Annotated in this window: 34 protein-coding genes (1 of these 34 cut by a window edge); 12 read left to right on the top strand and 22 right to left on the bottom strand. The window is 56.2% G+C overall.

What is annotated here, in order from left to right; translation table 11 throughout:
- Positions 1 to 13: 13 nt before the first annotated feature.
- Positions 14 to 769: a sulfite exporter TauE/SafE family protein gene (locus ACTF5F_RS11255; RefSeq protein ID WP_438956963.1), complete on the bottom strand. Its 756-nt coding sequence runs from the start codon at positions 767 to 769 to the stop codon at positions 14 to 16.
- Between the two features lie 144 nt (positions 770 to 913).
- On the opposite strand from ACTF5F_RS11255, the gene ACTF5F_RS11250 reads away from it, so the two are divergent.
- The 4 genes from ACTF5F_RS11250 to ACTF5F_RS11235 all read left to right on the top strand — a co-directional run bounded on the left by ACTF5F_RS11250 (position 914) and on the right by ACTF5F_RS11235 (position 4,111).
- Positions 914 to 2,596, top strand: coding sequence for an acyl-CoA dehydrogenase family protein (locus ACTF5F_RS11250; protein ID WP_438956962.1), 1,683 nt, complete (start codon positions 914 to 916; stop codon positions 2,594 to 2,596).
- A 177-nt stretch (positions 2,597 to 2,773) separates the two neighbouring features.
- Positions 2,774 to 3,481, top strand: a complete 708-nt coding sequence (locus ACTF5F_RS11245; protein ID WP_438956961.1) for an NAD-dependent epimerase/dehydratase family protein — start codon at positions 2,774 to 2,776, stop codon at positions 3,479 to 3,481.
- A 61-nt stretch (positions 3,482 to 3,542) separates the two neighbouring features.
- Positions 3,543 to 3,719 carry a hypothetical protein gene (locus tag ACTF5F_RS11240; RefSeq protein WP_438956960.1) on the top strand — a complete coding sequence of 59 codons (177 nt, stop codon included), beginning with the start codon at positions 3,543 to 3,545 and terminating at the stop codon, positions 3,717 to 3,719.
- Between the two features lie 23 nt (positions 3,720 to 3,742).
- Positions 3,743 to 4,111, top strand: a complete 369-nt coding sequence (locus tag ACTF5F_RS11235; protein ID WP_438956959.1) for an META domain-containing protein — start codon at positions 3,743 to 3,745, stop codon at positions 4,109 to 4,111.
- On the opposite strand, the gene recO is transcribed toward ACTF5F_RS11235, so the two are convergent.
- From recO to folK, 12 genes are all read right to left on the bottom strand, one after another.
- Positions 4,096 to 4,827, bottom strand: a complete 732-nt coding sequence (gene recO / locus ACTF5F_RS11230; RefSeq protein ID WP_438956984.1) for a DNA repair protein RecO — start codon at positions 4,825 to 4,827, stop codon at positions 4,096 to 4,098. The two genes, ACTF5F_RS11235 and recO, sit on opposite strands and share 16 nt — an antisense overlap.
- Positions 4,828 to 4,839: 12 nt before the next feature.
- Complete coding sequence (locus ACTF5F_RS11225; RefSeq protein WP_438956958.1) at positions 4,840 to 5,166, bottom strand: DUF1491 family protein; 327 nt, start codon at positions 5,164 to 5,166, stop codon at positions 4,840 to 4,842.
- Entirely contained in the window at positions 5,163 to 6,071 is a 909-nt protein-coding gene (gene era, locus ACTF5F_RS11220; RefSeq protein ID WP_438956957.1) for a GTPase Era, read from the bottom strand. The genes ACTF5F_RS11225 and era overlap by 4 nt, the downstream gene beginning before the upstream one ends.
- Positions 6,068 to 6,748 (bottom strand): ribonuclease III, encoded by a 681-nt coding sequence (gene rnc, locus ACTF5F_RS11215; protein WP_438956956.1) that lies wholly within the window; start codon positions 6,746 to 6,748, stop codon positions 6,068 to 6,070. The genes era and rnc overlap by 4 nt, the downstream gene beginning before the upstream one ends.
- Positions 6,745 to 7,581 (bottom strand): signal peptidase I, encoded by an 837-nt coding sequence (gene lepB / locus ACTF5F_RS11210; RefSeq protein WP_438956955.1) that lies wholly within the window; start codon positions 7,579 to 7,581, stop codon positions 6,745 to 6,747. The genes rnc and lepB overlap by 4 nt, the downstream gene beginning before the upstream one ends.
- Before the next feature lie 52 nt (positions 7,582 to 7,633).
- On the bottom strand, positions 7,634 to 8,050 hold the full coding sequence (gene acpS / locus ACTF5F_RS11205; RefSeq protein ID WP_438956954.1) for a holo-ACP synthase: 417 nt from the start codon (positions 8,048 to 8,050) through the stop codon (positions 7,634 to 7,636).
- The gene (locus ACTF5F_RS11200) at positions 8,047 to 8,670 is read right to left on the bottom strand and encodes a LysE family translocator (protein ID WP_438956953.1); all 624 of its coding nucleotides are present in this window, start codon (positions 8,668 to 8,670) and stop codon (positions 8,047 to 8,049) included. The genes acpS and ACTF5F_RS11200 overlap by 4 nt, the downstream gene beginning before the upstream one ends.
- Positions 8,667 to 9,407, bottom strand: coding sequence for a pyridoxine 5'-phosphate synthase (locus tag ACTF5F_RS11195; protein ID WP_438956952.1), 741 nt, complete (start codon positions 9,405 to 9,407; stop codon positions 8,667 to 8,669). Before ACTF5F_RS11195 ends, ACTF5F_RS11200 begins: the two co-directional genes overlap by 4 nt.
- Positions 9,408 to 9,458: 51 nt before the next feature.
- Positions 9,459 to 10,112, bottom strand: a complete 654-nt coding sequence (locus ACTF5F_RS11190) for a DUF2062 domain-containing protein (protein WP_438956951.1) — start codon at positions 10,110 to 10,112, stop codon at positions 9,459 to 9,461.
- 12 nt (positions 10,113 to 10,124) lie between these two features.
- Positions 10,125 to 12,257, bottom strand: coding sequence for a RelA/SpoT family protein (locus ACTF5F_RS11185; RefSeq protein WP_438956950.1), 2,133 nt, complete (start codon positions 12,255 to 12,257; stop codon positions 10,125 to 10,127).
- Between the two features lie 34 nt (positions 12,258 to 12,291).
- Positions 12,292 to 12,645 (bottom strand): DNA-directed RNA polymerase subunit omega, encoded by a 354-nt coding sequence (gene rpoZ / locus ACTF5F_RS11180; protein WP_438956949.1) that lies wholly within the window; start codon positions 12,643 to 12,645, stop codon positions 12,292 to 12,294.
- An 82-nt stretch (positions 12,646 to 12,727) separates the two neighbouring features.
- Positions 12,728 to 13,282, bottom strand: coding sequence for a 2-amino-4-hydroxy-6-hydroxymethyldihydropteridine diphosphokinase (folK, locus tag ACTF5F_RS11175; protein ID WP_438956983.1), 555 nt, complete (start codon positions 13,280 to 13,282; stop codon positions 12,728 to 12,730).
- A gap of 129 nt (positions 13,283 to 13,411) precedes the next feature.
- Between folK and ACTF5F_RS11170 the strand changes: the two genes are divergently transcribed.
- Positions 13,412 to 13,984 (top strand): LabA-like NYN domain-containing protein, encoded by a 573-nt coding sequence (locus tag ACTF5F_RS11170; RefSeq protein ID WP_438956948.1) that lies wholly within the window; start codon positions 13,412 to 13,414, stop codon positions 13,982 to 13,984.
- Positions 13,985 to 14,094: 110 nt separating this feature from the next.
- On the opposite strand, the gene rplT is transcribed toward ACTF5F_RS11170, so the two are convergent.
- From rplT to pyk, 3 genes are all read right to left on the bottom strand, one after another.
- Positions 14,095 to 14,454, bottom strand: coding sequence for a 50S ribosomal protein L20 (gene rplT / locus ACTF5F_RS11165; RefSeq protein ID WP_438956947.1), 360 nt, complete (start codon positions 14,452 to 14,454; stop codon positions 14,095 to 14,097).
- An 18-nt stretch (positions 14,455 to 14,472) separates the two neighbouring features.
- Complete coding sequence (gene rpmI, locus ACTF5F_RS11160; protein WP_438956946.1) at positions 14,473 to 14,673, bottom strand: 50S ribosomal protein L35; 201 nt, start codon at positions 14,671 to 14,673, stop codon at positions 14,473 to 14,475.
- A gap of 373 nt (positions 14,674 to 15,046) precedes the next feature.
- Complete coding sequence (gene pyk, locus ACTF5F_RS11155) at positions 15,047 to 16,492, bottom strand: pyruvate kinase (protein ID WP_438956945.1); 1,446 nt, start codon at positions 16,490 to 16,492, stop codon at positions 15,047 to 15,049.
- An 87-nt stretch (positions 16,493 to 16,579) separates the two neighbouring features.
- Here pyk and ACTF5F_RS11150 point away from each other — a divergent pair, with 87 nt between their 5' ends.
- Entirely contained in the window at positions 16,580 to 17,347 is a 768-nt protein-coding gene (locus ACTF5F_RS11150) for an N-formylglutamate amidohydrolase (RefSeq protein WP_438956944.1), read from the top strand.
- 11 nt (positions 17,348 to 17,358) lie between these two features.
- Positions 17,359 to 17,649: a DUF1244 domain-containing protein gene (locus ACTF5F_RS11145; RefSeq protein WP_438956982.1), complete on the top strand. Its 291-nt coding sequence runs from the start codon at positions 17,359 to 17,361 to the stop codon at positions 17,647 to 17,649.
- Here ACTF5F_RS11145 and ACTF5F_RS11140 read toward each other — a convergent pair.
- From ACTF5F_RS11140 to leuC, 6 genes are all read right to left on the bottom strand, one after another.
- Positions 17,643 to 18,605 carry a DMT family transporter gene (locus tag ACTF5F_RS11140; protein WP_438956943.1) on the bottom strand — a complete coding sequence of 321 codons (963 nt, stop codon included), beginning with the start codon at positions 18,603 to 18,605 and terminating at the stop codon, positions 17,643 to 17,645. The two genes, ACTF5F_RS11145 and ACTF5F_RS11140, sit on opposite strands and share 7 nt — an antisense overlap.
- Positions 18,606 to 18,670: 65 nt before the next feature.
- Positions 18,671 to 19,777 carry a 3-isopropylmalate dehydrogenase gene (gene leuB, locus ACTF5F_RS11135; protein ID WP_438956942.1) on the bottom strand — a complete coding sequence of 369 codons (1,107 nt, stop codon included), beginning with the start codon at positions 19,775 to 19,777 and terminating at the stop codon, positions 18,671 to 18,673.
- 57 nt (positions 19,778 to 19,834) lie between these two features.
- The gene (locus ACTF5F_RS11130; protein WP_438956941.1) at positions 19,835 to 19,963 is read right to left on the bottom strand and encodes a hypothetical protein; all 129 of its coding nucleotides are present in this window, start codon (positions 19,961 to 19,963) and stop codon (positions 19,835 to 19,837) included.
- 490 nt (positions 19,964 to 20,453) lie between these two features.
- A complete protein-coding gene (gene leuD, locus ACTF5F_RS11125; RefSeq protein ID WP_438956940.1) occupies positions 20,454 to 21,059 on the bottom strand; it encodes a 3-isopropylmalate dehydratase small subunit in 606 nt (201 codons plus the stop codon).
- 31 nt (positions 21,060 to 21,090) lie between these two features.
- Positions 21,091 to 21,465 carry a hypothetical protein gene (locus tag ACTF5F_RS11120; RefSeq protein WP_438956939.1) on the bottom strand — a complete coding sequence of 125 codons (375 nt, stop codon included), beginning with the start codon at positions 21,463 to 21,465 and terminating at the stop codon, positions 21,091 to 21,093.
- Complete coding sequence (gene leuC / locus ACTF5F_RS11115; RefSeq protein WP_438956938.1) at positions 21,465 to 22,868, bottom strand: 3-isopropylmalate dehydratase large subunit; 1,404 nt, start codon at positions 22,866 to 22,868, stop codon at positions 21,465 to 21,467. Before leuC ends, ACTF5F_RS11120 begins: the two co-directional genes overlap by 1 nt.
- Positions 22,869 to 23,108: 240 nt before the next feature.
- On the opposite strand from leuC, the gene ACTF5F_RS11110 reads away from it, so the two are divergent.
- The 5 genes from ACTF5F_RS11110 to gpmI form a co-directional block, all read left to right on the top strand.
- Entirely contained in the window at positions 23,109 to 23,306 is a 198-nt protein-coding gene (locus ACTF5F_RS11110; RefSeq protein ID WP_438956937.1) for a hypothetical protein, read from the top strand.
- 145 nt (positions 23,307 to 23,451) lie between these two features.
- Entirely contained in the window at positions 23,452 to 23,658 is a 207-nt protein-coding gene (locus tag ACTF5F_RS11105) for a hypothetical protein (protein WP_438956936.1), read from the top strand.
- A 173-nt stretch (positions 23,659 to 23,831) separates the two neighbouring features.
- The gene (rsfS, locus tag ACTF5F_RS11100; protein WP_438956935.1) at positions 23,832 to 24,251 is read left to right on the top strand and encodes a ribosome silencing factor; all 420 of its coding nucleotides are present in this window, start codon (positions 23,832 to 23,834) and stop codon (positions 24,249 to 24,251) included.
- 8 nt (positions 24,252 to 24,259) lie between these two features.
- A complete protein-coding gene (gene rlmH, locus ACTF5F_RS11095; RefSeq protein ID WP_438956934.1) occupies positions 24,260 to 24,730 on the top strand; it encodes a 23S rRNA (pseudouridine(1915)-N(3))-methyltransferase RlmH in 471 nt (156 codons plus the stop codon).
- A 70-nt stretch (positions 24,731 to 24,800) separates the two neighbouring features.
- On the top strand, positions 24,801 to 25,533 hold the start of the coding sequence (gene gpmI / locus ACTF5F_RS11090) for a 2,3-bisphosphoglycerate-independent phosphoglycerate mutase (protein WP_438956933.1). 872 nt of this gene lie beyond the right edge of the window; 733 of the gene's 1,605 nt are visible here — the first part of the coding sequence; its start codon is at positions 24,801 to 24,803; the stop codon falls past the right edge of the window.

The following is a 25,533-nucleotide window of genomic DNA, read 5'->3' as shown; positions in this document are numbered from 1 at the left end:
GCGGCCTTTTTCGTTAGCCCATCAATCCACGGCGGATCAGGTTGAAACCACTGACCAGCAGCACGATCAGGGTCATCTTGCGAAAGCTGGCTTGGTCCACGCGGTCAGACACTTTGTAGCCCAACGTGATCCCCAACAGCGCGGGCAAAATTAGCGCGACGGACAAAGGGACCGTTTGCATCGTTACGAGGCCGGAGCCGATGTGCCCCACCAGCAAAGCCACTGACCCCAAACCGTAGATCACGCCTTGGACATGCATCTGCTTCACTTTAGGCGTGTTGATCGCCGTGAGATACGCCACCGTCGGCGGCCCCCAGATACCGGATAGACCCCCGACTGACCCAGCCACGAAGCCAAACAGCGATTGGCTCATCTTTGATGGGCCAGAGAGCTTGAATTGCCAGCCGGAGAGTTGGAAGGCCGCAAAGCAGACGACAAACACGCCGATCACAAGGATCATCGTGTCGGTGGGCAGTGCGGTGACGAGGTGCGCAGTCGCGATAAGGCAGAGCCCCCCAACAACCATGAACGGGGCAAATTCCTTCACGGCATCGCGAGCTGGCGCGTACCCTTGCCGCAGGGACTGGCTTAGGTTGCTCGCCATTGTGGGAAAGATCAGCAGGGCCAGCGCGATTTTGGGATCGAAGAGGATCGCAAGCGCCGACATCATCACCATTGGCATCGCGAATCCAACGGCACCTTTGATGGCACCGGCCAGAAATGCGGCTGCGGAAACAACAGCTATCGACATGAGCGTCAAATCATCCATTCTGGCACCGTCTACCGGAACAAACGCAGGGTCCAGTCTATTTTCGCTGCGACATTTTAGTACGAATTGGGGTAATTTGATGAATTATTGTTGCGCTGCAACTGCGAGAAGGGTATCTCTGCGCCTGCAAAATAGGAGTTGCTCATGCCGCATGATGGTCAAGATATGTCGATGCAATCAAACCCTGTCCTGATGGATGTGCTTGATCGCACGGCCGCCACGATCCCAGTGGTTGATGGAATCTTGGAAGCAGGCATTGAGACTGTTCGTGCCTTGGTGAGCGATGGCGACCACGTCAGCGGTGCGCTAGTCGAAGCCAATCAGACCGCCACTCACGGCTTGGCTTGGCTCGCAACCTATGTGGAATCGCTGCGCCAGATGCAAAAATGGGCGGAGCAGCTGAAGGAAGCGGGTCAGTTTGGAGAGATTGAGCAACTCATCCAGCAGATCGCATTCGGCGAATACCTTGCGCAGTTGCAAGGCGGCTTGCAGATGAACCAAAGCGAGATGGTGCGCCTGCACGACATCGGTATTCCGGAACAACTGTCAAAGCTCGACACACCGGAAATCCAAACGCTGATTGCTCAGGGCAACACCCAAGCCGCGCGGAGCCGTTTGTGTGAGTTGATGGATGAAACCTCCGCCAATCTGACAGTTGGTGCGTCCGGTCTGGACGAAGAGCTAGAAATGATCCGCGAGCAGTTCCGTCGGTTCAGCGTGGACCGCGTGGAGCCTTACGCCCACGAATGGCACCTCAAGGACGAATTGATCCCGATGGAAATCATCGAAGAGATGGCCGAACTTGGCGTCTTTGGTCTAACGATCCCAGAGGCATACGGCGGCTTCGGTCTTTCGAAAGCTTCCATGTGCGTCGTGTCCGAAGAACTGTCGCGTGGCTATATCGGTGTCGGCTCCCTCGGCACGCGGTCAGAGATTGCGGCAGAGCTGATTATTTGCGGTGGCACAGACGCGCAGAAAGAAAAATGGCTCCCTGGGCTCGCATCCGGTGAAATCCTGCCAACAGCAGTATTTACAGAGCCAAACACAGGCTCCGACCTTGGCAGCTTGCGCACCCGCGCCCGCAAGCACGGCGATGACTGGATCATCAGCGGCAACAAGACATGGATCACCCATGCAGCCCGCACCCATGTGATGACCGTTCTGGCGCGCACCATCCCAGACACCGACAACTACAAAGGCTTGTCGATGTTCTTGGCTGAGAAAACACCGGGTACGGATGAAGAGCCATGGCAGGATCCTGGCATCTCCGGCGGTGAGATTGAGGTCTTGGGCTATCGCGGAATGAAGGAATACACGCTGAACTTTGATGATTTTAAAGTGAGCGGTGAAAACCTGTTGGGTCAGGAAGAAGGGCAAGGCTTCAAGCAATTGATGCAAACCTTCGAGAGCGCCCGTATTCAGACAGCCGCCCGTTCGGTGGGTGTCGCGCAATCGGCGCTGGATGAAGGGATGCAATATGCCCGTGACCGCAAGCAGTTCGGTCAGGCGTTGATCAACTTCCCACGGGTGTCCGGCAAACTAGCGATGATGGCTGTTGAAATCATGATTGCCCGTCAACTGACGTACTTCTCTGCCCATGAGAAAGACAATGATCGCCGCTGCGATTTGGAAGCTGGCATGGCAAAGCTTTTGGGTGCCCGCGTGGCGTGGGCTTGTGCGGACAACGCGCTGCAAATCCACGGCGGCAACGGCTTTGCGCTTGAGTATAAGATCAGCCGGATCCTCTGTGACGCGCGTATCCTGAACATCTTCGAAGGTGCAGCAGAAATTCAGGCACAAGTCATCGCACGCCGCCTTTTGGGGTAAGTTACCTCAGATAAGCCGTATCATCCGCGTCAAATTGATGTTTATTTGATGGCCCCAACCTTATAGGTCGGGTCCATCACCTCATGTCTTATTGGGGCATTTGAGGCCAGCATTATGAAGACCGTTCTTTAAACAGGTATCACCGGCTACATCGCGAAACACAGCGCAGCGCAGCTTTTGGATGCGGGGTACGCCGTGCGCGGCTCCATGCGGTCGATGAACCGCGTACAGGAGGTGAACGCCGCCGTTGCTAATGGCGTGAAAGACCCCAGTGCGCTCCGCCGCCTAAGCTTTTGCCAGCTTGATTTGACGAAAGACACTGGATGGACCGACGCGGCGAAGGGCGTTGATGCGATCATCCACACCGCCTTCCCCTTTCCGATGACGCCGCCAAAGACGGAGGATGAACTAATTAGCCCCGCTGTGGATGGCATGCTGCGGGCGTTGCGCGCGGCAAAATCTGCGGGTGTGGGGCGGGTGATTATCACATCCTCCACCGTCGCGATCACCGGTAGTGTTTTGGCAGCGGGCAAGACAGCATATGATGAGGACAGTTGGACCGATGTAGACGCACTAAGCAAATCGGCCTATGGCAAATCGAAAACGATGATGGAAAATGCAGCGTGGGATTTCGTGAAGACCGAAGCGCCGGAGATCAAGCTGACGTCAATCAACCCCGGCTTCGTGGTGGGTACACCGCTTGATTGTGATTTTGGCACCTCTGTCGCTGTCATCGAGCGGGTGATACGTGCGAAATATCCTTTAGTGCCACAGATCAGCTTTGCAACCGTCGATGTGAAAGACGTCGCGCGGTTGCATGTGCAGGCGTTGGAAGATGATAACACGGCAGGTCAACGCTTTATGGCTGTCGGCCGCTTTTTATAGTTCGTCAACATCGCCAAAGCGATCGAAGCGGCGTGTCGTCACGCGCGTCACACCGAATTTTATGGTGAAGGCCCTTGGCCTTTTCGACCCCGCCATTCGTGGCATTATCCCCGATTTGGGATGCCACTCTCCAACCGATAACAGCCGCGCAAGGGCGCTTCTGGGGGAAGAGTTCTTGGACGTGCGCGAAAGCGTGGTGTCGACGGCCAACTATCTGATCGACAACGATCTGATTTGATGCGGTTGGCGGTTATATCTCTGATGCTATCATTCTTGGCCGCCTGTCAGCCGGATGAAACGGTGACGAAATACTTGCAAGGGAGCGAGACGTTCGTCATGCAATCAATCTACGGCAATTCTTTTGAAGCTGCTGCAAGGATCGATCTAGGTGAGGCGGGAAGAGTGTCAGGGCAAGCGCCCTGCAACAGCTATTTTGCCGAACAGTCAGCGCCCTACCCTTGGTTTGAGCTTGGCCCGATCGCCGCCACGAAACGCGCTTGTCCCGATCTGGATGCGGAGCAGACCGTCTTTGACGCACTTGCCACGGCGAGTTTGGTGGAAGTGTCCGACCCCATTCTAATCCTGACCAATGATCAAGACCTCGAAATGGTATTTCAGGCGGAGCCCTGACGCCACAGCGTTTGCAGCAACCGCAGGCGGGCGGCTGGCATTTCTGCGCCGCTGAGGGGGGCGATGACTTTGCTTTCGATGAAATAGCCGGTCACGTCTAAGGCTTCCAAAATGTCGGCTGTCTCCGCCTCGCCTTCGCCAGCCAGCACGTTTGGCAAGGGTAGCAGGCGATCCGCCCATTCACCCGCTGCGGACCCGCTGACCGCGCGGCCGGTTTTGGGGGAGATGAAGCATAAATCCTTCGTTGATCCGTTGACCGCGCAGGTGGTGAGGTCGAGGGCAAAGCCGAGTTCGGCCAGCAGCGCCTCCTCCCACTGCAAATAGGCTAGGGGCCAGACATCAGATGAGCCAAGCAGGTCCAAAAGCTGTTCCGTCCGCTTGTAGAGTTTCGGATGCGCCTCCCGCTCTGGCATCACGACAGCTAGCAAAGCGCAAACTGCATTGAGGCCGGACAGAGCCAATCGATCCGCCATCGCGTTGGCGGATCGGCTGCGCATCAGTTCGACGGTGTAGCTGCCCAAGTGTTCGGACAGCCGTGCTTTCCAATCGGCTTGCAACTGCGCGCCAGGTTGCAGGAACGGAGCCATTTTGCGGGATGCACCGCCGCGAATGACGCCGGCACAGCGCCCGTGATCTTCGGTAAAAATCTCAGCAATCACCGACCCCTCGCCAAAGCGACGGACCGAAAGAAGAATACCATGATCGCGCCAATCAATCATGATCGCAGCTTAGACCAAACTTGGGTCATCCAACAGATGCCGCCCTTCGGCATCCTCAACCTCGATCACCCAAAGGTCGCAGTCAAAGCTGCGCTGTTTTTCGATGGAGGCATCAACATCCGTCTCATCGCCTTCTGACAACACGACCCACTGTCGTTCGCCTGTAATCAGGTCAAAACTGCGTTGGTAACAGCAGGCTTTGCCATCGAGCGTGTTGAGCTTCACCAGCACTGCGCCTGCGGTCAGATCACCCTTTGCCACGACAAAGGCGGGGATCGTCAATAGGCTCAACCGCTTGAGATAGGCAGAGACCCAAACCTCAGCGGTGAGCCTCATTTATTGCCATCCTTGAAGTCGAGGCCCATCTCGGAATACCGATCCGCCTCTTCGAGCCAGTTGGGCCGGACTTTGACTTGCAAAAACAGATGCACGCGACGGCCGAGGAATTCTTCCAATTCTTCCCGGGCGGCTTTGCTGACGGCTTTGATCGTCTCACCTTTGTTGCCCAAGACAATGCCTTTGTGCCCGTCGCGCATAACATAGATGATTTGGTCGATCTTGGCGGAACCGTCTTTGCGCTCTTCCCAATTCTCCGTTTCGACAGTCATTTGGTAGGGTAGCTCTTGATGCAGGCGCAGGATCAGCTTTTCGCGCGTCATCTCTGCTGCGATCATCCGCATGGGGAGGTCGGCAATTTGGTCTTCGGGGTAGAGCCACGGGCCCTCCGGCAATTCCTTGGCCAGCCACTTCTTCAAGTCGTCGCAGCCGTGGCCCTTTTCCGCAGAGATCATGAAGGTCTCAACGAATGGGAAGGCGTCGTTCATTTCCTTGGTCAGCTTCAAAAGCGCCTCGGTCGGCACCTTGTCGATCTTGTTGATCGCGAGCGCATAGGTGGCGTTGGTTGAGCGTTCCTCCAAGGCGGCAAGGATTGCTTTGACGCCTTCGGTCATGCCGCGGTGCGCCTCCACCAACAGAACCACAACATCTGCATCAGCGGCCCCGCCCCATGCGGCGGCGACCATTGCACGGTCAAGACGGCGGCGCGGTTTAAACAGGCCGGGGGTATCAACAAAAACAAGCTGCGCGTCGCCTTCGATGGCCACACCTCGGATGCGCGCGCGGGTGGTTTGAACCTTGTGTGTCACGATCGACACTTTGGCCCCGACCATACGGTTCAAAAGGGTGGATTTGCCAGCGTTTGGCTCCCCTATAAGCGCCACAAAGCCTGAACGAGTTGTCATCCTGATACTTCCTTCAACAGCGCTTTTGCGGCGGCTTGTTCGGCCTGACGTTTGGAGCCTGCGGTTGCTTGTGCGCTAGGCCCAGAGGTGAGCCTCGCCTCAATCGTGAATACTGGTTGGTGATCGGGGCCCTCACGGGCCACTTCGACATAGGCGGGCGGCGGTTCGCCCCTGCCCTGCGCCCATTCTTGTAACGCGGTCTTGGCATCCCGCGCGTCATCTTCGACGTTGTTTATCCGGTCACCCCAAAGCTGGATGATCAAATCCCGTGCAGCTGCAAAACCAGCATCTTGATAAACGGCGGCGATCACCGCCTCCATCGCGTCAGCCAAAAGCGCGTCTTTGCGGCGACCACCTGATTTCATCTCTGACCGGCCAAGCTTCAGCACGGCGCCCAGATCAATCTGACGCGCGACATCCGCGCACGTTTCTTTCCGCACCAATGCGTTGAACCGTGGCGCAAGTTGCCCTTCGTTCGCGTTGGGATCAGCGGCAAGCAAAGCGTCGGCCATCACCAAGCCCAACACACGGTCGCCCAAGAATTCGAGCCGCTGGTTGTCGTCGCGGTGCGGCGACACCATGGAGGAGTGCGTCAAGGACCGGACCAGCAAGGCTGGCGACGTAAAGTGATAGCCCAATCGGGTCTCAAACTTGGACAGATCAGCCGAGAGCTTCACTCAATCGCCTTGAAGTAGCGGTCGCTGCGCCAGGTCCAGAACGCGAACATAGAGCGGCCCGCGCTGGAGAACATCACACGGTCAGCACGACCGACAAGTGCAGAGCGCGGTACAAAGCCCACGCCGCGCGCGGTTTGCGCAACGCGGCTGTCGGTGGAGTTATCGCGGTTGTCACCAACGAAGAAGAAGTGATCCTCTGGCACCGTGAACACGCCGGTGTTGTCGGAGCGTTGATCGCCAATATTCAGGATCGCGTGCTGTTTGCCGTTTAGCAGCGTCTCAATGAAACGCTCTTTCTGGCAAATCGCGCCTTCACCAACAACACCGTTTGAGCAGCGCGGTGTCAGACCCTGTGGGCCTTGGCGGGCCCAAACCTCTTCAAAAACACCGTCAGGGACAACTTCAACCGGCACATCATTGATGATCAGCAGACCATCTTTCATCTGAATGCGGTCGCCGGGCATCCCGACAACACGCTTGATGAAGTCCATGCCAGTGACTGGGTGGCGGAAGACGACAACATCGCCAAGTTCTGGGTCAGAGCCGAACAAACGTTCTTCCCCGCCTTCAAAGACGCCACAGAAGTCATCAGCACCAATGTCGATGCCCAAGGCTGGCACGCGGATCGACGGGCAGGAGGCGTAAGAATAGCCGTAGGCCATCTTATTCACAAAGAGGAAATCACCGATTAGAAGTGTGTCTTTCATCGACCCCGAGGGAATCCAGAAGGGCTGGAAGAACAGAGTGCGGAATACGCCAGCAATCAGCAGTGCGTAGACAATCGTCTTAATCGTCTCGACAATACCACTTGTCACACCATTGCTCTCGGCCATTCAATTCGTCCTCATCAGGTTTGGCGCTACATGCGGTCCACGCACGCGCCTGTCAAGCATTGCCGCCATCGCGAATGGGTCTGGCTTCGATCACGACGAAGGCTTGGGCCCAAGGGTGATCGTCAGTCAGCGTGACGTGGATGATCGCTTCGAGACCGTCCGGTGTCATCTCGTCCAACCGCTCTTTGGCCCAGCCCGTCAATTCCATCACGGGTTGGCCGCTGCGCAGATTGCTAACCGCCATATCGCGCCATGAAATGCCCATGCGCAAACCCGTGCCCAATGCCTTGGAACAGGCTTCCTTGGCGGCCCAACGCTTGGCATAGGTGCCAGCTACATCCTTGCGGCGTTCGGCCTTGTTTTGCTCAATCTCTGTGAAGACGCGGTTACGGAACCTGTCGCCGAACCGATCCAAGGTCCCTTGGATCCGTTCGATATTCGCTAAATCCGTTCCAACGCCCAAGATCATTGCAAGCGGGCCGTCAGAATACTGATGGATGCGAAGCCAAAGAAACCAGCGAAGGCAAGGTCGAACCAGCGCCGTGCGCAGGCGTAGGCGGTGAGGACGCGGGCTGATGAAAAGAGGAAGGCGTAGCCGATAAAGATCAGGATCCATCCGGCATAGAGCATTCCGAAATAGCCAAGCAGCATGAATACACTCGCGTCGGCAGGGGCCACGATCGCATAGATCGACCCCCAGCTGAGGATGGCCTTGGGATTGGTGATGTGAATGCCTGCCCCTTTGGTGAATAAGGACCGCAGGCTACCGCTAAATGGGGTTCCAAGTTTTGCCGCATCAGGCTTCACCCCACTTTTCAGCGCTTTCAGCGCCAGCCAGGCAAGGTAAGCCGCACCAATATAGCGGATAACCTCGAACACCCAAGCGTTTGCCAGCATAATTGCGGCCAAACCCAGCGCTGCGGCGATGCCCCAACTGGCCGACCCAGCAAGGATGCCCAAGACAAAGGCCAAAGCGGACGGACGCCCTGCTGTCCTTGCAGAGCCTGCAATCCCCATCGTAGCAGGACCGGGGGAGCCGCCGGCGAGGAGCCATGCGACCCAGATAAGGGCAAACTCTGGCGTAATCACGCGCGGGCCTCATCCATCAAGCGGCGCATTTCAAAGATGGCTGGCCCCAACCCACGGAAGATGCTTTCGCCAATCAAGAAATGCCCGATGTTGAGTTCCATCACCTCTGGAAATACGGCGACAGGTTTCACAGTGTCGTAGGTCAGGCCGTGACCGACGTGGACCTCAAGGCCCAGTGAATGGGCGTAAGAGGACATCTCCCGCATCGCGTCCAATTCGCGGTCACGCGTGTCATAATCGCCCTCATCATGGGCGTCGCAGTAGGCCCCAGAATGAAGCTCAATCACCTCCGCCCCAACACGGTGCGCGGCGTCGACTTGGCGTTTGTCAGCAGCGATGAAGAGCGACACGCGGCTGCCCATATCGCGCAAGGGCGCCACAAAGTGCGCCAGCCGGTTTTCATCGCGTGCGACGTCCAAACCGCCTTCTGTCGTCCGCTCTTCGCGTTTCTCTGGCACGATACAAACGGCGTGTGGTTTGTGCCGCAGGGCGATCTGCTGCATCTCCTCCGTTGCTGCCATTTCGAAGTTCAGCGGAACGGTGAGTGCCTCTACCAAAGCCTCGATATCAGCGTCAGAGATATGGCGGCGATCCTCCCGCAAGTGCGCTGTGATGCCATCGGCTCCAGCCTCCTCCGCCAGCTTTGCTGCTCGAACCGGATCAGGCACCACACCACCGCGCGCGTTCCGCACCGTGGCCACGTGATCAATGTTCACACCTAGTCTCAGCGATGACATCGCTTTTCTCCTTTGAGGTTTGGCAAAGAGTAAACCGAACTCCCACCAGTGTCAGTCTGAAAGGTCCGGTTTTCCGAGCTTTTTTAGCTTTTCACGTAGCACTTTGCGGCGACGGTTTTGGTAAGCCGCGACCAGTGGCAAGGTGACATAATAGGCGATCACGCCCGCAATAGCACCGGCGATCAAGGAGCCGACCATGAACGGGTAGAACGTCTCATCATAGAAAATGGAAAGGCCAGTCCAATCCATCTTATCCGCAGTGAACAAGGCTAGGAAGTTGTGCCATAGATCGTTTAAGGCGGTGGAAAACTGGCACCCAAGGTTGCAGGCCCCGCGCCCGCCTTCGCGCAACATCTCCCGATCAAGGTTTGTCCCAAGCAACCAATGTCCTGTTGTGAGGGAGGTCCAAGCAATCGGCAAATAGGTCAAAGGGTTGCCAAAGAAAGTCGCCATAAGCGCCGCAAGCATGTTGCCGCGCATCAGTTTGGCCAAAACAGCAGCGACGACGAAGTGAAGGCCAAAGAACGGGGTAAAGGTTGTCGCCACACCAGCCATAACGCCTCGTGCGATTTTCTCCGGCGTGTCCGGCAAGCGTCTCACGCGGTGCTTGACGTATTCAAACGCGCGGGCCCATCCGCCTTTGGGATAGATGAATTCCGAAACGATCTTCCAGATCGGCCGTCTATCCCTACGTTTGAAAACCAATACAGAGGTTCCTTAACTGTCTTTCACATTTGCCAGCGCGGGGTCACGCTTGCGGATCACGGATGACACGGCGCTGTCTGCTTCCAACGCGGTCATCACGCGGTGCAGATGTTCTGTGTCACTTAGATCCACGTCTATCAACAATCGATAATAGTCCGGTTTCCGATCTATAAAGCGCAAATCTGAAATATTTGCGGCTTGTTCGCCAATCAATGTGCATATTCTGCCGAGGACACCAGTGTCATTGCTGATCGAAATGTCGATCGATACGGCGTTTACAGACTTGTGGTGGCCATCCTGCCAATACAGATCAATCCAACGGTCGGGCTGCTCTTCATACTGAACAAGCGCTTCGCAATCGATGGTATGCAGCACAACGCCCTGCCCGCGGAAGGCGATGCCGACGATGCGCTCGCCCGGGATTGGCTGGCAACAGCGTGCACGTCTGTGGGTTTGGTTTGAGTCCAGACCAACGATCGCGCGGCCTTGGTCGATCTCATCGCCGCGCCGTTCGGCCAGTTTGGGATAGATCGCAGCCACCACTTCCCGTGCGCTCACTTCAGCGCTTCCAAGGCTCCACAGGAGATCATCGACGTCTTCGTAGGCCATCATCTTGGCGGCGGTGCTCAAGGCTTTGTCGGTTGCCTTTTTGCCGATGTTTTCAAATGCCACTCGTGTCAATTCGCGACCAAGGCGGACGAAGCGACCCCGATCCTCTTCGCGCAAGGACTTGCGAATGGCCGCTTTGGCGCGGCCTGTGACGGCAATGTCGATCCACGTGGCTTGCGGCGTTTGCCCTTCTGCCGTGATGACTTCAATGGATTGGCCGTTCTTGAGGCGCGTCCAAAGTGGAACGCGGATGCCGTCCACTTTCGCGCCGACGCAGGCCGAGCCAATCCGCGTGTGGATAGCATAGGCAAAATCAAGCGGTGTTGCGCCGCGGGGCAGCTTGATCACATCACCCTTTGGCGTGAAGCAGAACACTTGGTCTGAATACATCTCAAGCTTGACCGCTTCGAGGAATTCATCGTGATCTTCATCACCATCAAACCGTTCTGTCAGCGACGAAATCCACTGGACAGGATCGACGGCAAACTGGTTCTCCACCCGCTCACCATCGCGGTATGACCAATGGGCGGCCACACCTGTTTCGGCCACTTCGTGCATTTCGCGGGTGCGGATTTGAACCTCGACGCGCTTACCATCGCGGCCAGACACTGTGGTGTGGATGGAGCGATAACCGTTTGTCTTGGGTTGGCTGATGTAGTCTTTGAAGCGGCCGGGAACAGCGCGCCAACGTTGATGAATGGCGCCGAGCACACGGTAGCAATCCGCTTCGGTAGCCGTGATGATCCGGAAACCGTAGATATCCGATAAGCGGCCAAAGCTTTGTTGCTTTTCTTCCATCTTACGCCAGATAGAGTAAGGCTTTTTGGCGCGGCCCATCACTTCCGCTTGAATGCCTGCCTTTTCTAACTCAACGCGCATGTCCGCTGTGATCCTCTGAATCACGTCGCCAGACTCACGCTGTAGGGTGATAAAACGCCGGATGATTGAGTTGCGGCCTTCGGGGTTGAGCACGCGGAAGGCAAGGTCTTCCAGCTCTTCGCGCATCCATTGCATACCCATGCGGCCGGCGAGCGGCGCATAGATATCCATCGTCTCCCGCGACTTTTGCGCCTGCTTTTCGGGCTTCATCGCCTTGATGGTGCGCATGTTGTGCAGACGGTCGGCGAGTTTGACCAATGTGACGCGCAGATCGCGGCTGGTCGCCATGAAGAGCTTGCGGAAGTTTTCGGCCTGTTTGGTCTCAGTAGAATGCAGTTGGAGGTTCGTCAGCTTCGTGACGCCATCGACCAAATCGGCAATTTCACGACCAAACCGCTTTTGCACTTCGGCGTAGGAGGCTTTGGTATCCTCAATCGTGTCGTGCAACAGAGCAGTAACAATGGTCGCGTCATCCATCTGCTGTTCTGCCAACAGCATCGCAACAGCGACCGGGTGGGTGAAATAAGGCTCCCCCGACTGGCGCATTTGGCCGTCGTGCATTTGCTCACCGAAGGCATAAGCCTCGGCAAGCATTTTAGCGTTGGTGCGGGGGTTGTAGGTGCGGACCAGCCCAATCAGATCGTCAGCTGTGGTCATTCTGGTCCTGCACCTTCAAGCGGTGGGCCTGGTCTTAGCGCGGCCCTTGAGCTTCCATCAATGCGCGCAGAAGGTTTTCTTCTGACATGTCATCTTCGGCAGGCTTGTCAGCCTCAGCACCCATAAGAAGGGACATGCTGTCTTCTTCTGGCAGATCTTCTTCGATCTGTGTCTGGTTCGCTTCGATCATACGCTCGCGCAAATCATCCGCTTGCTGCGTTTCATCCGCGATTTCGCGCAAGGATACGACAGGGTTCTTGTCGTTGTCGCGGTCCACAGTGATCGGAGAACCGGCAGAAATTTCGCGGGCACGATGCGCAGCAAGCATTACCAACTCAAAACGGTTGGGAACTTTGTCGACGCAATCTTCTACGGTGACGCGGGCCATATTGATGCTCCAATACGCAAAAAGGTCTCAAGAAGCCCTGCACATAGGGGCACGGCCTGAAAAACACAAGGGGATTCGGCAGCTAGTCCGCAGGCGTGATCGCGTTGATTTCTCGCGGATCGAGCGCGTCTCGAAGCGCCACAAGTGATTTGCCGAGCACCGGATGAACCCAATCAGGCGCTACATCGCACAAAGGCACCAGCGCAAAGGCGCGATCTTGCACCCGCGGGTGCGGCAAAACGACGTCCGAGGGCGTTTCAACCATCTGGCGATTAGCAGGCAAGTCTGCCCAATAGCGCCAGATGTCCATGTCGGGTAGGACCACATCCGCCAACCCAATGAGATCGACGTCCAGCGTGCGCGGCCCCCAGCGGACCTCCCGCAGCCGATCTGCCTCTGCCTCCACCTCGTGCAACACTTTAAGAATATCATCCGCTGGCAGATCCGTCTCAAAAGCACCCGCGGCATTTACAAAGTCAGGACCGGAACCGGCTGGATAGGCCGCTGACGCATAAGACTGGCTTCTTTTGATTCGTGTGTTGAGCTTGGCTTCAAGCACCTCAAAACAATTTTGAGTTGTTTCAAGCGGCGACCCCCAGGCAGAATCTACGTTACTGCCGGTGCAAATTAAGCCCATTCTAACCTTTCGTATAGTACGCTTGGCTTGAGTCATGTCACAAAATCCTTACACTATATGGGCTTTGCAAATCTTATTTCTTTCATTCACTCACGGACAAAGCAAAGCGTAAAATCGAAGGGACAGATTATGTTTTATCGTGACGAGCGCTTGGCGCTCTTCATCGATGGGTCAAACCTGTACGCGGCTGCCAAGTCGCTCGGGTTCGACATCGACTACAAATTGCTTCGGCAGGAGTTTATGCGACGCGGAAAATTGCTGCGCGCATTCTACTACACCGCTTTGCTAGAGAATGACGAATACTCACCAATCAGACCGCTCGTGGATTGGCTGCACTACAACGGTTTCTCAATGGTGACGAAACCGGCCAAAGAATTCACTGACAGCATGGGCCGCCGCAAGGTCAAAGGAAACATGGACATCGAATTGACCGTCGATGCGATGGAGCTTGCGCCGCATATTGACCATGCAGTGATTTTCTCCGGCGACGGCGATTTCCGCCCGCTGGTTGAATCGCTGCAGCGTCAAGGCGTTCGGGTTTCGGTTGTCTCCACAATTCGTAGCCAACCGCCGATGATCGCGGATGAGCTGCGTCGCCAGTGCGACAACTTCATTGAACTGGATGAACTGCGCGATGTTGTTGGACGCCCACCCCGTGAGCCGCGCGAAGACGCCCCAGCGGACATGGAAACAGTCGAATAAAGAACAGAGGCCCAGTTTCGTCGGGCGTTTTCGGTGCATTTTTTCGACATGCCAGAAAAAGAAAGGGCCGCCCAACAGGACGGCCCTTATTCTCTAGAATGACACTTGGCTTAGGCCATCGCATCCTTGGCTTTGCCAACGATCGCAGCGAATGCCTCTGGTTCGTTCACGGCCAGATCGGCTAGAACCTTGCGGTCCACTTCGATGCCAGCCTTTGTCAGGCCGTTGATGAACTTTGAATAGTTCAGTTCAGCATCAACCGCACGAACACCAGCGTTGATCCGCTGAATCCACAAGGAACGAAAGTTCCGCTTGCGGTTATGACGGTCGCGGGTTGCATATTGGTTCGCTTTGTCGACGGCCTGCTTTGCAACTTTGAAAGTCTTGGAGCGACGGTCATAATAACCTTTCGCAGCATCAAGGACTTTTTTGTGACGTCGATGTGTGACTGTTCCGCCTTTTACGCGCATGACTCAAATTCCCCTAGCTTAACGTGAATACGGCATCATTGGCTTGATGATACCTTCATCAGCCTTTGACAACGTTGTTGTGCCACGCGCATTGCGCAGGAACTTGTTTGTGCGTTTGATCATGCCGTGACGCTTACCAGCTTGGCCAGCCACCACACGGCCAGAGGCCGTCACTTTGAACCGCTTTTTGCAGCTCGATTTTGTCTTCATCTTAGGCATTTCCGTCTCCTATCTAGGTCGGTCGAATCGCGCGCCTCGGCATGCCATATTGGCCGGACGTGCGGGTTTAGAAGCGCCATATAGAAGGGGAATCGCGCTATGGCAAGCACGGAATTAGTTGAGGTATTTCCCAATCACGCGTGCGGCTGTATCGAGGTATGTTCTGACGGAGTATGAGCCGGGTCTTCCACTGACCGCAAAAAAATCATGATCCCTGCAATCAAAGCGACCAAAGCCGGTGTTCGTGGCGTGCGGCCGTCAATAATCGCGCTTAGGATGATAGGGATCATCAAAAAGACCAACGCACCGCCCAGAACGAAAAACAGGTCTGGATCCATCCCACGGCCCCCACCAAATTAGGCTCGTAAAAACGCTACTCAAAGTCAGACGGATAAATCAACTTTTCGTCGCAAGGCGCCACACGAAGAATGTTGGTCGATCCAGGCGTGTTGAACGGCACACCTGCTGTGACGACGACCTTGTCCTCATTCGTGACCATGCCTTGCGCATGGCTAGCGTGGACAGCGGCAATGACGGCCTCCTTGAAGCGACCCACTTTTCCGACAACGGCGCAGTTACAGCCCCATGACAGGCAAAGGCGACGAGCAGTTTTGACATAGCTGGTCAGCGCAACAATCGGGACGCGCGGGCGTTCCCGCGCGACTAGCAGTGCTGTCGTGCCAGATTGGGAGAAACAGCAAATCGCCTTGATGTCGGTGGTTTCTGCGATTTCGCGGGCGGCAGCGACGATGCCGTCTGCAACCGTCGTGCGTTCGGCCACCCGAGAGGCTTCGATGATGTCGGTATAGGTTGGATCGCTTTCAACTTCCCGCGCCACATTGTCCATCGTTGTCACGGCTTCAATTGGGAAGCTGCCAGCAGCGGATTCAGCCGACAACATGATCGCATCTGTGCCTTCATAAATCGCAGTGGCAACGTCAGACACCTCTGCCCGCGTGGGCATTGGGCTGTCGATCATGGATTCGAGCATCTGTGTAGCAACGATCACCGGCTTTGCTGCCGTCCGACACTTGCGCACCAATTGCTTTTGGATGGGCGGGACGTTTTGAACAGGCAATTCGACGCCAAGATCACCGCGGGCAACCATGATACCATCGGACGCCGCCAAGATCTCATCAAACGCTTTTACAGCGGCCGGTTTCTCGATCTTTGACAGAATTGCAGCGCGTCCCTTGGCCAATTCGCGCGCCTCTGCCACGTCGGCAGGTCGCTGAACGAAGGATAGGGCCAGCCAGTCGACGCCTAGCTCACACACAAATTCCAGATCGCGGCGGTCTTTTTCCGAAAGCGCGGCCAATGGCAGAACCACGTCGGGCACGTTGACACCCTTGCGGTTGGAAATGGTGCCACCAACGATCACCTCACAGTCGGCAAAGTCCGCGCCGCAATCTTTGACACGCAGTTTGATCTTCCCGTCGTTAACCAGAAGGTGTGACCCCGGCTCCAACGCATCGAAAATCTCCCGATGTGGAAGGCAGACGCGGGTCACATCTCCTTCATCCTGTTTCAGGTCCAAGCGGAACGACGCGCCAGGGACCAATTCCTCTTCGCCGTTCTTAAACGCCCCGACCCGCAGTTTTGGGCCCTGAAGATCCGCCAAAATCGCAATCGGGCTGTCGAGGTCTTTTTCAACCTGACGGATAATTGCATGGCGCGCTCTGATCTCTTCATGTTCGCCGTGGCTCATGTTCAAACGGAACACATCCGCGCCCGCCTCATGCAAAGCACGGATCATCTCATAGTCGTTGGAAGCAGGTCCAAGAGTTGCGACGATTTTTACGTTGCGATGGCGTCTCATAGGGCTTCCTTCAATTCATTCGATCGGCGTTAGCGTTAACGCTTTTTGGCTCGTTATACGCATTTCCCTTTCGGCGGCAACTGCCCTATGGATACGGAAACCAAAATGGCGGTGCGAGTGTCCGACGAAGCATATGAAATAATTGGCCTAAATCGGGCGGGTCGGTGGCTTTTGACCTGTGATCATGCATCGAACCGCGTGCCCGATTGGGTGAATGGCGGCGATCTTGGGCTGCCCAGTGCGGATATGGACCGACATATCGCCTATGACATTGGGGCAGCGGGCGTGACACGGCATCTGTCCGACCTTCTGGATAGCGCGGCTGTCCTCTCCAATTTCTCCCGCATTGTGATCGACCCGAACCGTGGCGCGTCGGACCCGACGCTGATCCGTACGATCTATGACGGCTCCATTATTCCTGCGAACCGCGCTGCGACAGCGGATGAGCTACAGCGACGGAAAGACACGCTTTACGCGCCCTACCATGCCGCCATTGCGGAGGTCGCTGTTTCGATCACCTCCCCCGTGGTGTGTGCGATCCACAGCTTTACGCCGCAACTCAAAGACGAACCGAAGCGCCCTTGGGAAGTGGGCGTACTGTATGCCCATGATGATCGCTTTGCGCGCCCCTTTATCGAAGCCTGCGAAGCGCAGTGCTGGTGCGTCGGGGACAACAAACCCTACAACGGCGAGCTACCTGGAGACGCGATTGATCAACACGCTTTGCAACACGGTCGGGCCAATGTCCTGATAGAGGTGCGCAACGATTTGATCGAGGATGCCGCCGGTCAACGCTTGTGGGCCGAACGGCTTGCCCCCATTCTAGAAGAAACACTCGCCACGACAGGATTGTGACCGTGAAACAGATTGACCCACAAACGCAGATCGAACTCGAAGCCGCCGCCTTCCGCCGGTTGCAAAAGCACCTGATGGAAGACCGCACCGACGCGCAGAATATCGACATGATGAACCTTGCAGGCTTTTGCCGGAACTGCCTGAGCCGTTGGTATCAAGAAGCCGCGCACGAACGCGGTATCGAGATGTCAAAGGATGAAGGGCGCGAAGCGTTCTACGGGATACCGTTTTCCGAATGGAAAGCCAAATATCAGACGGAGGCGAGCGCCGAAGCCAAAGCCGCCTTTGACAAAAATCACTGACGCGGCGGCGTCTTTCCAACAGCGCGCATGATCAAGCTGACCCGTGGTATCGTGCCCGTCTCTGGACGGGACCGGCTGCGCAGCACGGGTGTATTCTCTGAACTGTGCCCACGGCTTTCGCGCAGAACGATGTAGAGGCCGGAGGCGATGATGATCGCGGCACCGATGCCTGTGTTGAGGTCAATCACCTCATCAAAGAACAGAAAGCCGTAGATCGAAGCCCAAATGATCTGTGAATACTGCATGGGCGCGATGATCGCGGCCTCCCCGCTTTGGTAGGCAACGATGATCATCCGGCTCGCAATCCACGCGAAAACCGCAACAACACCCAGCATGCCCAGATGCTCAATTGGCATGGGAACATAGACCAGAGGTAAAAGCGTGGCCATCACAACGAAGTTGACGACCATCGGGTAGAGCAGCATGACAACAGGTCGTTCATCGGCCCCGATCTTACGCACGATGATGGCGGCCACAGAACCGCCGATGGCTGCCGTCAAAGCTGCGATATGTCCGAGGGTGAAAGGCTCCGCCCCCGGTCTGAGGACAACCAACACGCCGATCAATCCAACCATTACCGCAATCCAACGCCGCAAGCGCACCGTTTCGCCCAAAACAGGGATCGCAAGGACCGTGATGATCAAGGGGGAGGCAAAGATGATCGCATAAGTCTGCGCCAACGGCAGGACGGAAAAGGCATAGAAAGCGCTGACACCCGTCAGCACCGCCGCCACTGTCCGCAGCGCCAGCCACCACGGGTGGCGCGGGATCAGCGTTTCTGGCTTCGTGTCCCGCATCAGCATCAGCGTCGCCAATGGGAAGCTGAGAAGGACGGAAAAGAACACCACTTGGATAGGCGAATATGACCCGCCCAAGACCTTGATGATCACGTCATGCGTGGAGAAGACCGCGAAGGCGGCCAGCCCGGAAAGAGCACCTTTCAAATTGGGCGACATGACAATGACCTTAGGACTATTCTATGCCCTAAAAGACCCAATCTGCCGTCACATGCAAGCGCGGTTTAGAGCGATGCGTCCAATGCACCCAATATTGCATCACCCATCTCGGATGTGCTACTCGGAGTGCCACCCTCTGGCCCCATCAAGTCGGCTGTACGGGCACCGTCTGCCAGAACCTTTTCAATCGCGGTTTCAAGGCGCGTTGCCTCTGCCCCTTGATCGAAGGAATAGCGCAGAGCCATCGCAAAGCTAAGGATACAAGCGATTGGGTTGGCTTTGCCTTGACCGGCGATGTCTGGGGCAGAGCCGTGGACCGGTTCATACATCGCTTTCGGGCGGCCATTGGCCATTGGCAGGCCGAGCGAGGCGGATGGCAACATGCCAAGCGAACCAGTAAGCATCGCCGCACAGTCGGACAGGATATCACCAAAGAGGTTGTCGGTCAGGATGACATCGAACTGCTTGGGCGCGCGCACCAACTGCATTGCGCCATTGTCTGCGTACATATGGGACAGTTCGACATCGGCGTAATCGGCCTGATGCACTTCTGTCACGACGTCGCGCCACAAGATGCCAGATTCCATAACGTTGGCCTTCTCCATCGAGCAGACCTTGTTGTTGCGACGTCGGGCGAGTTCGAAGGCGGAACGCGCGGCACGCTCAATCTCTGCCTCAGTGTAACGCTGCGTGTTGATGCCAACGCGCATGTTGTCTTCCATGTGGATGCCGCGCGGCTCCCCGAAGTAGACGCCTGATGTCAGCTCCCGCACGATCATGATGTCGAGGCCCGCCACAATGTCCTTTTTGAGCGACGAGAAATCCGCCAAAGCATCAAAACACTGCGCAGGGCGCAGGTTCGCGAACAGATCCATTTCTTTGCGGAGGCGCAGCAGGCCCCGCTCCGGCTTCACGCTAAAATCCAGATCGTCATACTGCGGGCCACCAACAGCGCCCAGCAAAACGGCATCAACTTCTTGCGCTCTTGCCATTGTGTCATCGTGCAGTGGCACACCATGCGCGTCGTAGGCCACGCCTCCAACAAGGTCTTCGTGCACATCAAATGCCAAATCCCGTTTATCACCGTACCAAGCGATGATCCGCTTCACCTGCTCCATAACTTCAGGACCAATGCCGTCACCGGCTAGGATCAAAAGGGATGGGTTTGACATGGGGTAATCCTCGATTGGTCTGCGTCGCATGCGGCCTATCGGTTTCGCCCAAAAGGATCAAGCCACCAACGGTTTCAGCCCGTCGATCAGGTGATCCCATACGCGGCGCACCCGCGGGGTTTGATGCATCGATGGATGCGCTGTGAGCCAGATCGGGAGCGGCGGGATAGGGAGTTTTTTCAGCACGCGCTGCATCTCTGGAGCGGCATCGCCTATCGTGCATTGGCTGAAGCCAGTCCTGCATCCCGCCCGCACCAATCGTCAACAGGTTTTTTGATCGTCAGAGCGCACGGGAAAAAACTCTGGCCCCACGTCCATACCGTTCTCTCGAAAATTATCGAAGATGGCAGGCCTGATACTTTACCAAGCCGGTTTCCTGATATGATCCGGTACTTTATGTCCGTTTGCCTCAATATTGTCATATTTCTGCCCAGTTTCAGAAATCCTCGCAAGAACAGGTTAAATAACACCAAACAATGTTGGCCCTTTTGCGACATTGGTGGTGCATCAATGCAATAATTTCAGAACTAGGTCGTGGCATGACTGTGGGCCTCCACAACATGCTGTGGTGAGGGGCGTTGACGGTTTTGCCGCTAATATCCGTTCAAATTGAACATTGTTTTTCGCGTCACGTCGAAATGAACGGCGAAATGATCACTCCGCCGTTCTCAATATGTCAAACCCAAGGGCGTGCTGTGCTTGCTTTCGCCTCAAACGCAGCGATCGAGTCCGCTTTTTCCATCGTCAGACCAATGTCGTCGAGGCCATTGAGCAGGCAATGCTTTTTGAATGCATCCACTTCGAAGTTGAAGCTTTCGCCTTCGGAGGTGGTGATCGTCTGGTCTTCGAGTTTCACCTCAACCCGCGCGTTGGATCCCTTCTCTGCATCGGCCATCAGGACGTCGACCTGCTCTTGCGGCAGGACAACCGGCAGAATGCCGTTTTTGAAGCAGTTATTATAGAAGATATCCGCAAAGCTGGTAGAGACTACGCAGCGAATGCCGAAATCCTTGATTGCCCAAGGTGCGTGCTCGCGGGAGGAGCCGCAACCGAAGTTGTCGCCAGCGACCAAAATCTCAGCCTCGCGATACTGCGGCTGGTTCAGCACAAAGTCTGCAATCTCATTGCCTTCGCGGTCATAGCGCATTTCATCGAAGAGGTTCACGCCCAGACCAGAGCGTTTGATCGTTTTCAAAAACTGCTTCGGGATGATCATATCGGTGTCGATGTTGACCAATGGCATCGGTGCTGCGACGCCGCTGAATGCTGTGAATTTATCCATGTGAGGAGTTCCTTTACCGTGTCTGTCCGGCCTAGTTTGAATTTTGTCTGATGGGTCCGAAGACTGCTTTGCTGTGCGCAGGCCGCGAGAAAACGACTTTGTCCGTGACCAAAATCTTGCTTTTGGCCCAGCGCCCAACAACGGTGGAGCCATTTAGCGGGCCGAGGATGCCCCGCTTGGCCATGTCGCCCATCAAGGCTTCCGCTTGTTCAAAGGAGATGTTTGCAACTCTCGACAGTCCACACACGCTGAACACCGAGCGAGATTTCGCGTGGTAGATCGCGGCATGGAGCGCTGCCGGACTGTAAGGCGCCGCACGCGCCACTGATCCGCCCGCAGCAGCAGGTGGCATCAGTGGTGCGCTGAACGCGGCACCCAGCAATCCAAGAAAGCTGCGACGCTTCATTACATCATGTCCCGTACGTCGGTGAGTTTGCCCGTGATCGCCGCGGCCGCCGCCATACCGGGTGAGACAAGATGCGTGCGGCCTTTGAAGCCTTGGCGCCCTTCGAAGTTGCGGTTTGATGTGGACGCGCAGCGCTCGCCTTCGCTCAACTGGTCGGGGTTCATCGCAAGGCACATTGAACAGCCCGCAAGCCGCCATTCAAAACCGGCGTCCTTGAAGATGTCGGCTAGACCTTCTTCTTCTGCCTGTGCGCGGACAAGGCCAGACCCGGGCACGACCATTGCGCGTTTGACGCTGATCTTTTTGCCTTTCACGATCTCTGCCGCCGCACGCAGGTCTTCAATCCGACCGTTTGTGCAGGAGCCAATGAACACCGTGTCGATCTCAATGTCAGAGAGCGGCGTGCCGGGTGTCAGACCCATGTAGTCGAGGGAGCGTTGCGCCGCGCCGACCTTGCCGCCTTCAAACTCATCCGCAGATGGGACGTTGGCATTGATTGGTAGCACGTCTTCCGGCGATGTGCCCCATGTTACAACGGGTGCGATGTCTTCGCCTTTAATAGTGATGACCTCGTCCCAATGGGCGTCTTCGTCAGAGAAAAGCGTCTTCCACCACGTCACAGCGGCTTCCCACTCAGCACCCTTCGGCGCGTGGGGGCGGCCTTTGCAGTATTCAAAGGTTTTTTCATCCGGTGCGATTAGACCTGCGCGCGCACCGCCTTCGATCGCCATGTTGCAGACAGTCATCCGGCCTTCCATCGACAGATCTCGGATCGCTTCACCGCAATATTCGATGACATAGCCTGTACCGCCCGCCGTGCCGGTCTTGCCGATAACAGACAGCGTGATGTCTTTCGCGGTCACACCGGGGCGGAGTTTGCCGGTGATCTCAACCTTCATGTTCTTGGATTTCTTCTGGATCAATGTCTGAGTGGCCAGAACGTGTTCCACCTCAGACGTACCGATGCCGTGGGCCAACGCACCGAAGGCCCCGTGCGTCGCCGTGTGGCTGTCGCCGCAAACAACCGTCATGCCCGGAAGGGTCCACCCCTGCTCAGGCCCGACGATGTGGACGATCCCCTGACGGACGTCCGTCACGGGATAATAATGAATACCAAATTCCATGGCGTTCTTGTCGAGGGCGGCGACCTGAATGGCGCTGTCCTCTGTCATGTTCTTAGGATTGTCGCGACCAGGCGTTGTCGGCACGTTGTGATCTGGAACTGCGATAGTCTTATCGGGTGCATGGACTGGCCGGCCAGCCATCCGCAGACCTTCAAACGCCTGTGGGCTGGTCACTTCGTGGACCAAGTGACGGTCAATATAGAGCAAGCAGGTGCCATCTTCCGCTTCATGCGCAACATGGGCATCCCAAATCTTATCATAGAGTGTTTTAGGGGACATCGTCCTCTCCGAAAGCTAGTGAGTTTTTGACAAGTTGATAGACGGGGAACCAACCCCGGGCACTCATAGTTGAGCGAGAAGCGTCTGGCTTGCGCCGTAAAACCGCCACGGCAGAAACGCGCGGTCGTCGATGTCAAAGATACGTTTCATGTGGTTCCAAATATACAGGAGTCGAAAGACTCGCAAGTCTCGCTTGCAACGCCAAACGCCTGCACTGCAAAGTGATCCGTAGGAGGGCCGATGCAGCAAGACGTCCCAAATCTGGAAGAACAAGCGTCCGAGTTTCTGAACTGGGGCCAAATGTTGCTTGGCGAAGGTCAAGAACTGGGTGCGCTGCTGTTCCGCCCGCGGGACGCCTTTGCCGAAAACGATATCAGCATTCCATTCCCACAGCGGGAGGTCCGAATGCCGAGCGGCAAGAAAGGTGACGCTGGGTAAACCCAAGTTTCATCGAAGTTTTCAGAACTTTTGTAAAAATTATGCCCTTATTTGATCATTCACGCGACATATTCGATTTGCATATCTGCATCGTGAACAGGGGCTATCTGTAGCTCTCTGGGTGATTAAAGAGCGGAGAATCTAAATGGAAATGTTGACTTTCGTGTCTGGATATTTCGTGGGTTTGGTTGCTGGTGCCGGTGTTTTCGTGTGGTGGATTTGCAAATTCGGCCGGTTCCTGCCGGAAGAGTGGCCTTTGTCACGCGCCAAGCTGGCCGCGTGGATTGCTGGTGAAAAAGAAGTGTCCTTCTACTCCCGCCGTGTGCAGTCGCACATGCCGCCTGCGGAATAAGTACAGAATACAAAGCGAGACACACAACGTGTCATGTGAGCGGCCTTGGCCGCTCTTTTGCTTTTTGGGGCCAAGGATTTTTCGTGAGCCACATTCGTCGAGTCATTGAATTGTTTTGGGGAGGTTGTTAACTTTGACCTACGAGTGAAGCCCAAAAGGGCAAATGACATGCAATGGAGGACATCAAACTGTCTTTAGCCACTCAGGCAGAAGGTACTGCCAAAAGCGGGTCGCGCGTGAAAGCGAAACCGCAAGACGGGATGAGCGAAGAAATCCTAGCCGCCGTCCTGAAATCCCTCGATGACGACAAAGCCGAAGACATCTTGCAGATTGAACTGCGCGGTAAGTCCGAGATGGGTGATTACATGGTGATCGCTTCTGGTCGGTCGAGCCGTCAGGTAACATCGATCGCGGAAAAGCTGGTCGATAAGCTCAAGCAGGAGTTTCGCGTGATCTCCAAAATGGAAGGTCGCGAAACAGGTGATTGGGTGCTGATCGACACGGGCGACGTGATCGTGCATATCTTCCGGCCGGAAGTGCGCGAGTTTTACCAGCTTGAAAAGATGTGGCTGCCCAACAGCCCTAAGGTGTAAGCCAACCGATGAAGGTCACGGTCTGCGCGGTCGGCAAGCTCGCCAACCGAAGCGAAGAACGCGCACTGACCGATGATTATTACTCTCGTTTCACCCAAACCGCTCGCCCGCTTGGATGGCGGTTTGAAGGGGAGACCGAGGTCGATGACCGCAAATCGAAAGGGATGACTGCAGAGGCGGAGCTTTTGCGCAAAGCGGTGCCAAAAGCAGCGCGCCTTGTGACCTTGGATGAGCGCGGAAAGCTTATGACCTCGCCCGAATTTGCGACCAAGCTGACAACGTGGGCCGATCGAGGCGACAACCTGTGCTTCATCATTGGGGGCGCAGATGGGATTGACCCTGTGCTGCGGGCTGAGGCGGATGCCTCCCTTTCGTTTGGCAAGATGGTTTGGCCGCATAAATTGGTGCGCGTGATGCTCGCCGAACAGCTTTACCGCGCCGCGTCCATTCAAACCGGCGGCCCCTACCACCGCGCCTGACGAAATTGTCGGTTTTGCTTCAGTGGGCCGTGCGGTAGGAAAGCGCAACTTCATTTGACGGAGCCCTCCCATGCCGATCCCCAAGCCTGTTGTTCTTTGTATCCTTGACGGCTGGGGCTTGAACGCCGCGGTCGATGGCAATGCGCCTAAGCTCGCATACACACCGAACTTTGATCGCCTGATGGCAACCTGCCCCCACGCGCAGCTGTTAACGCACGGACGGGACGCGGGGCTGCCCGCGGGTCAAATGGGCAATTCTGAAGTGGGCCACACCAATATCGGCGCGGGCCGTGTGGTGGCGATGGACCTTGGGCAGATTGACCTTGCAATTGAGGATGGCAGCTACGCGAAGGCAGAAGCATTCGCCGCGTTCGTCACACGACTGAAAGAAACTGGTGGCACCGCGCAGATCATGGGCGTACTGTCCGATGGTGGGGTGCATGGGCACATCGATCACATGATCGAAACACTAAAGATCTTGGAGGCCGCTGGCATTTCCTCTGCCGTCCACGTCATCACCGATGGCCGCGATGTCGCGCCCTCCTCCGCGCTCACGTACCTCGATCAGTTGGAGGGGGCCTTGCCCGCCTCCGCGACCATCGCCACAGTCACGGGTCGCTACTTCGCACTCGACCGTGACAACCGATGGGAGCGGGTGGAGCAGGCGTATCAAGCCATTGTGCAGGGCGATGCGCCAGAGTTTGCATCTGCGCGAAACGCGATTGAGGCGGCCTATGCCAACGACCAGACGGATGAGTTTATTGCAGCTTCCGTCATCGGGGATTACAGCGGTTTTGATGCGA

The sequence above is a fragment of the Cognatiyoonia sp. genome (assembly GCF_965661665.1).
Taxonomy (GTDB): Bacteria; Pseudomonadota; Alphaproteobacteria; order Rhodobacterales; family Rhodobacteraceae; genus Cognatiyoonia.
This window is presented reverse-complemented; position numbering and strand designations above follow the sequence as displayed.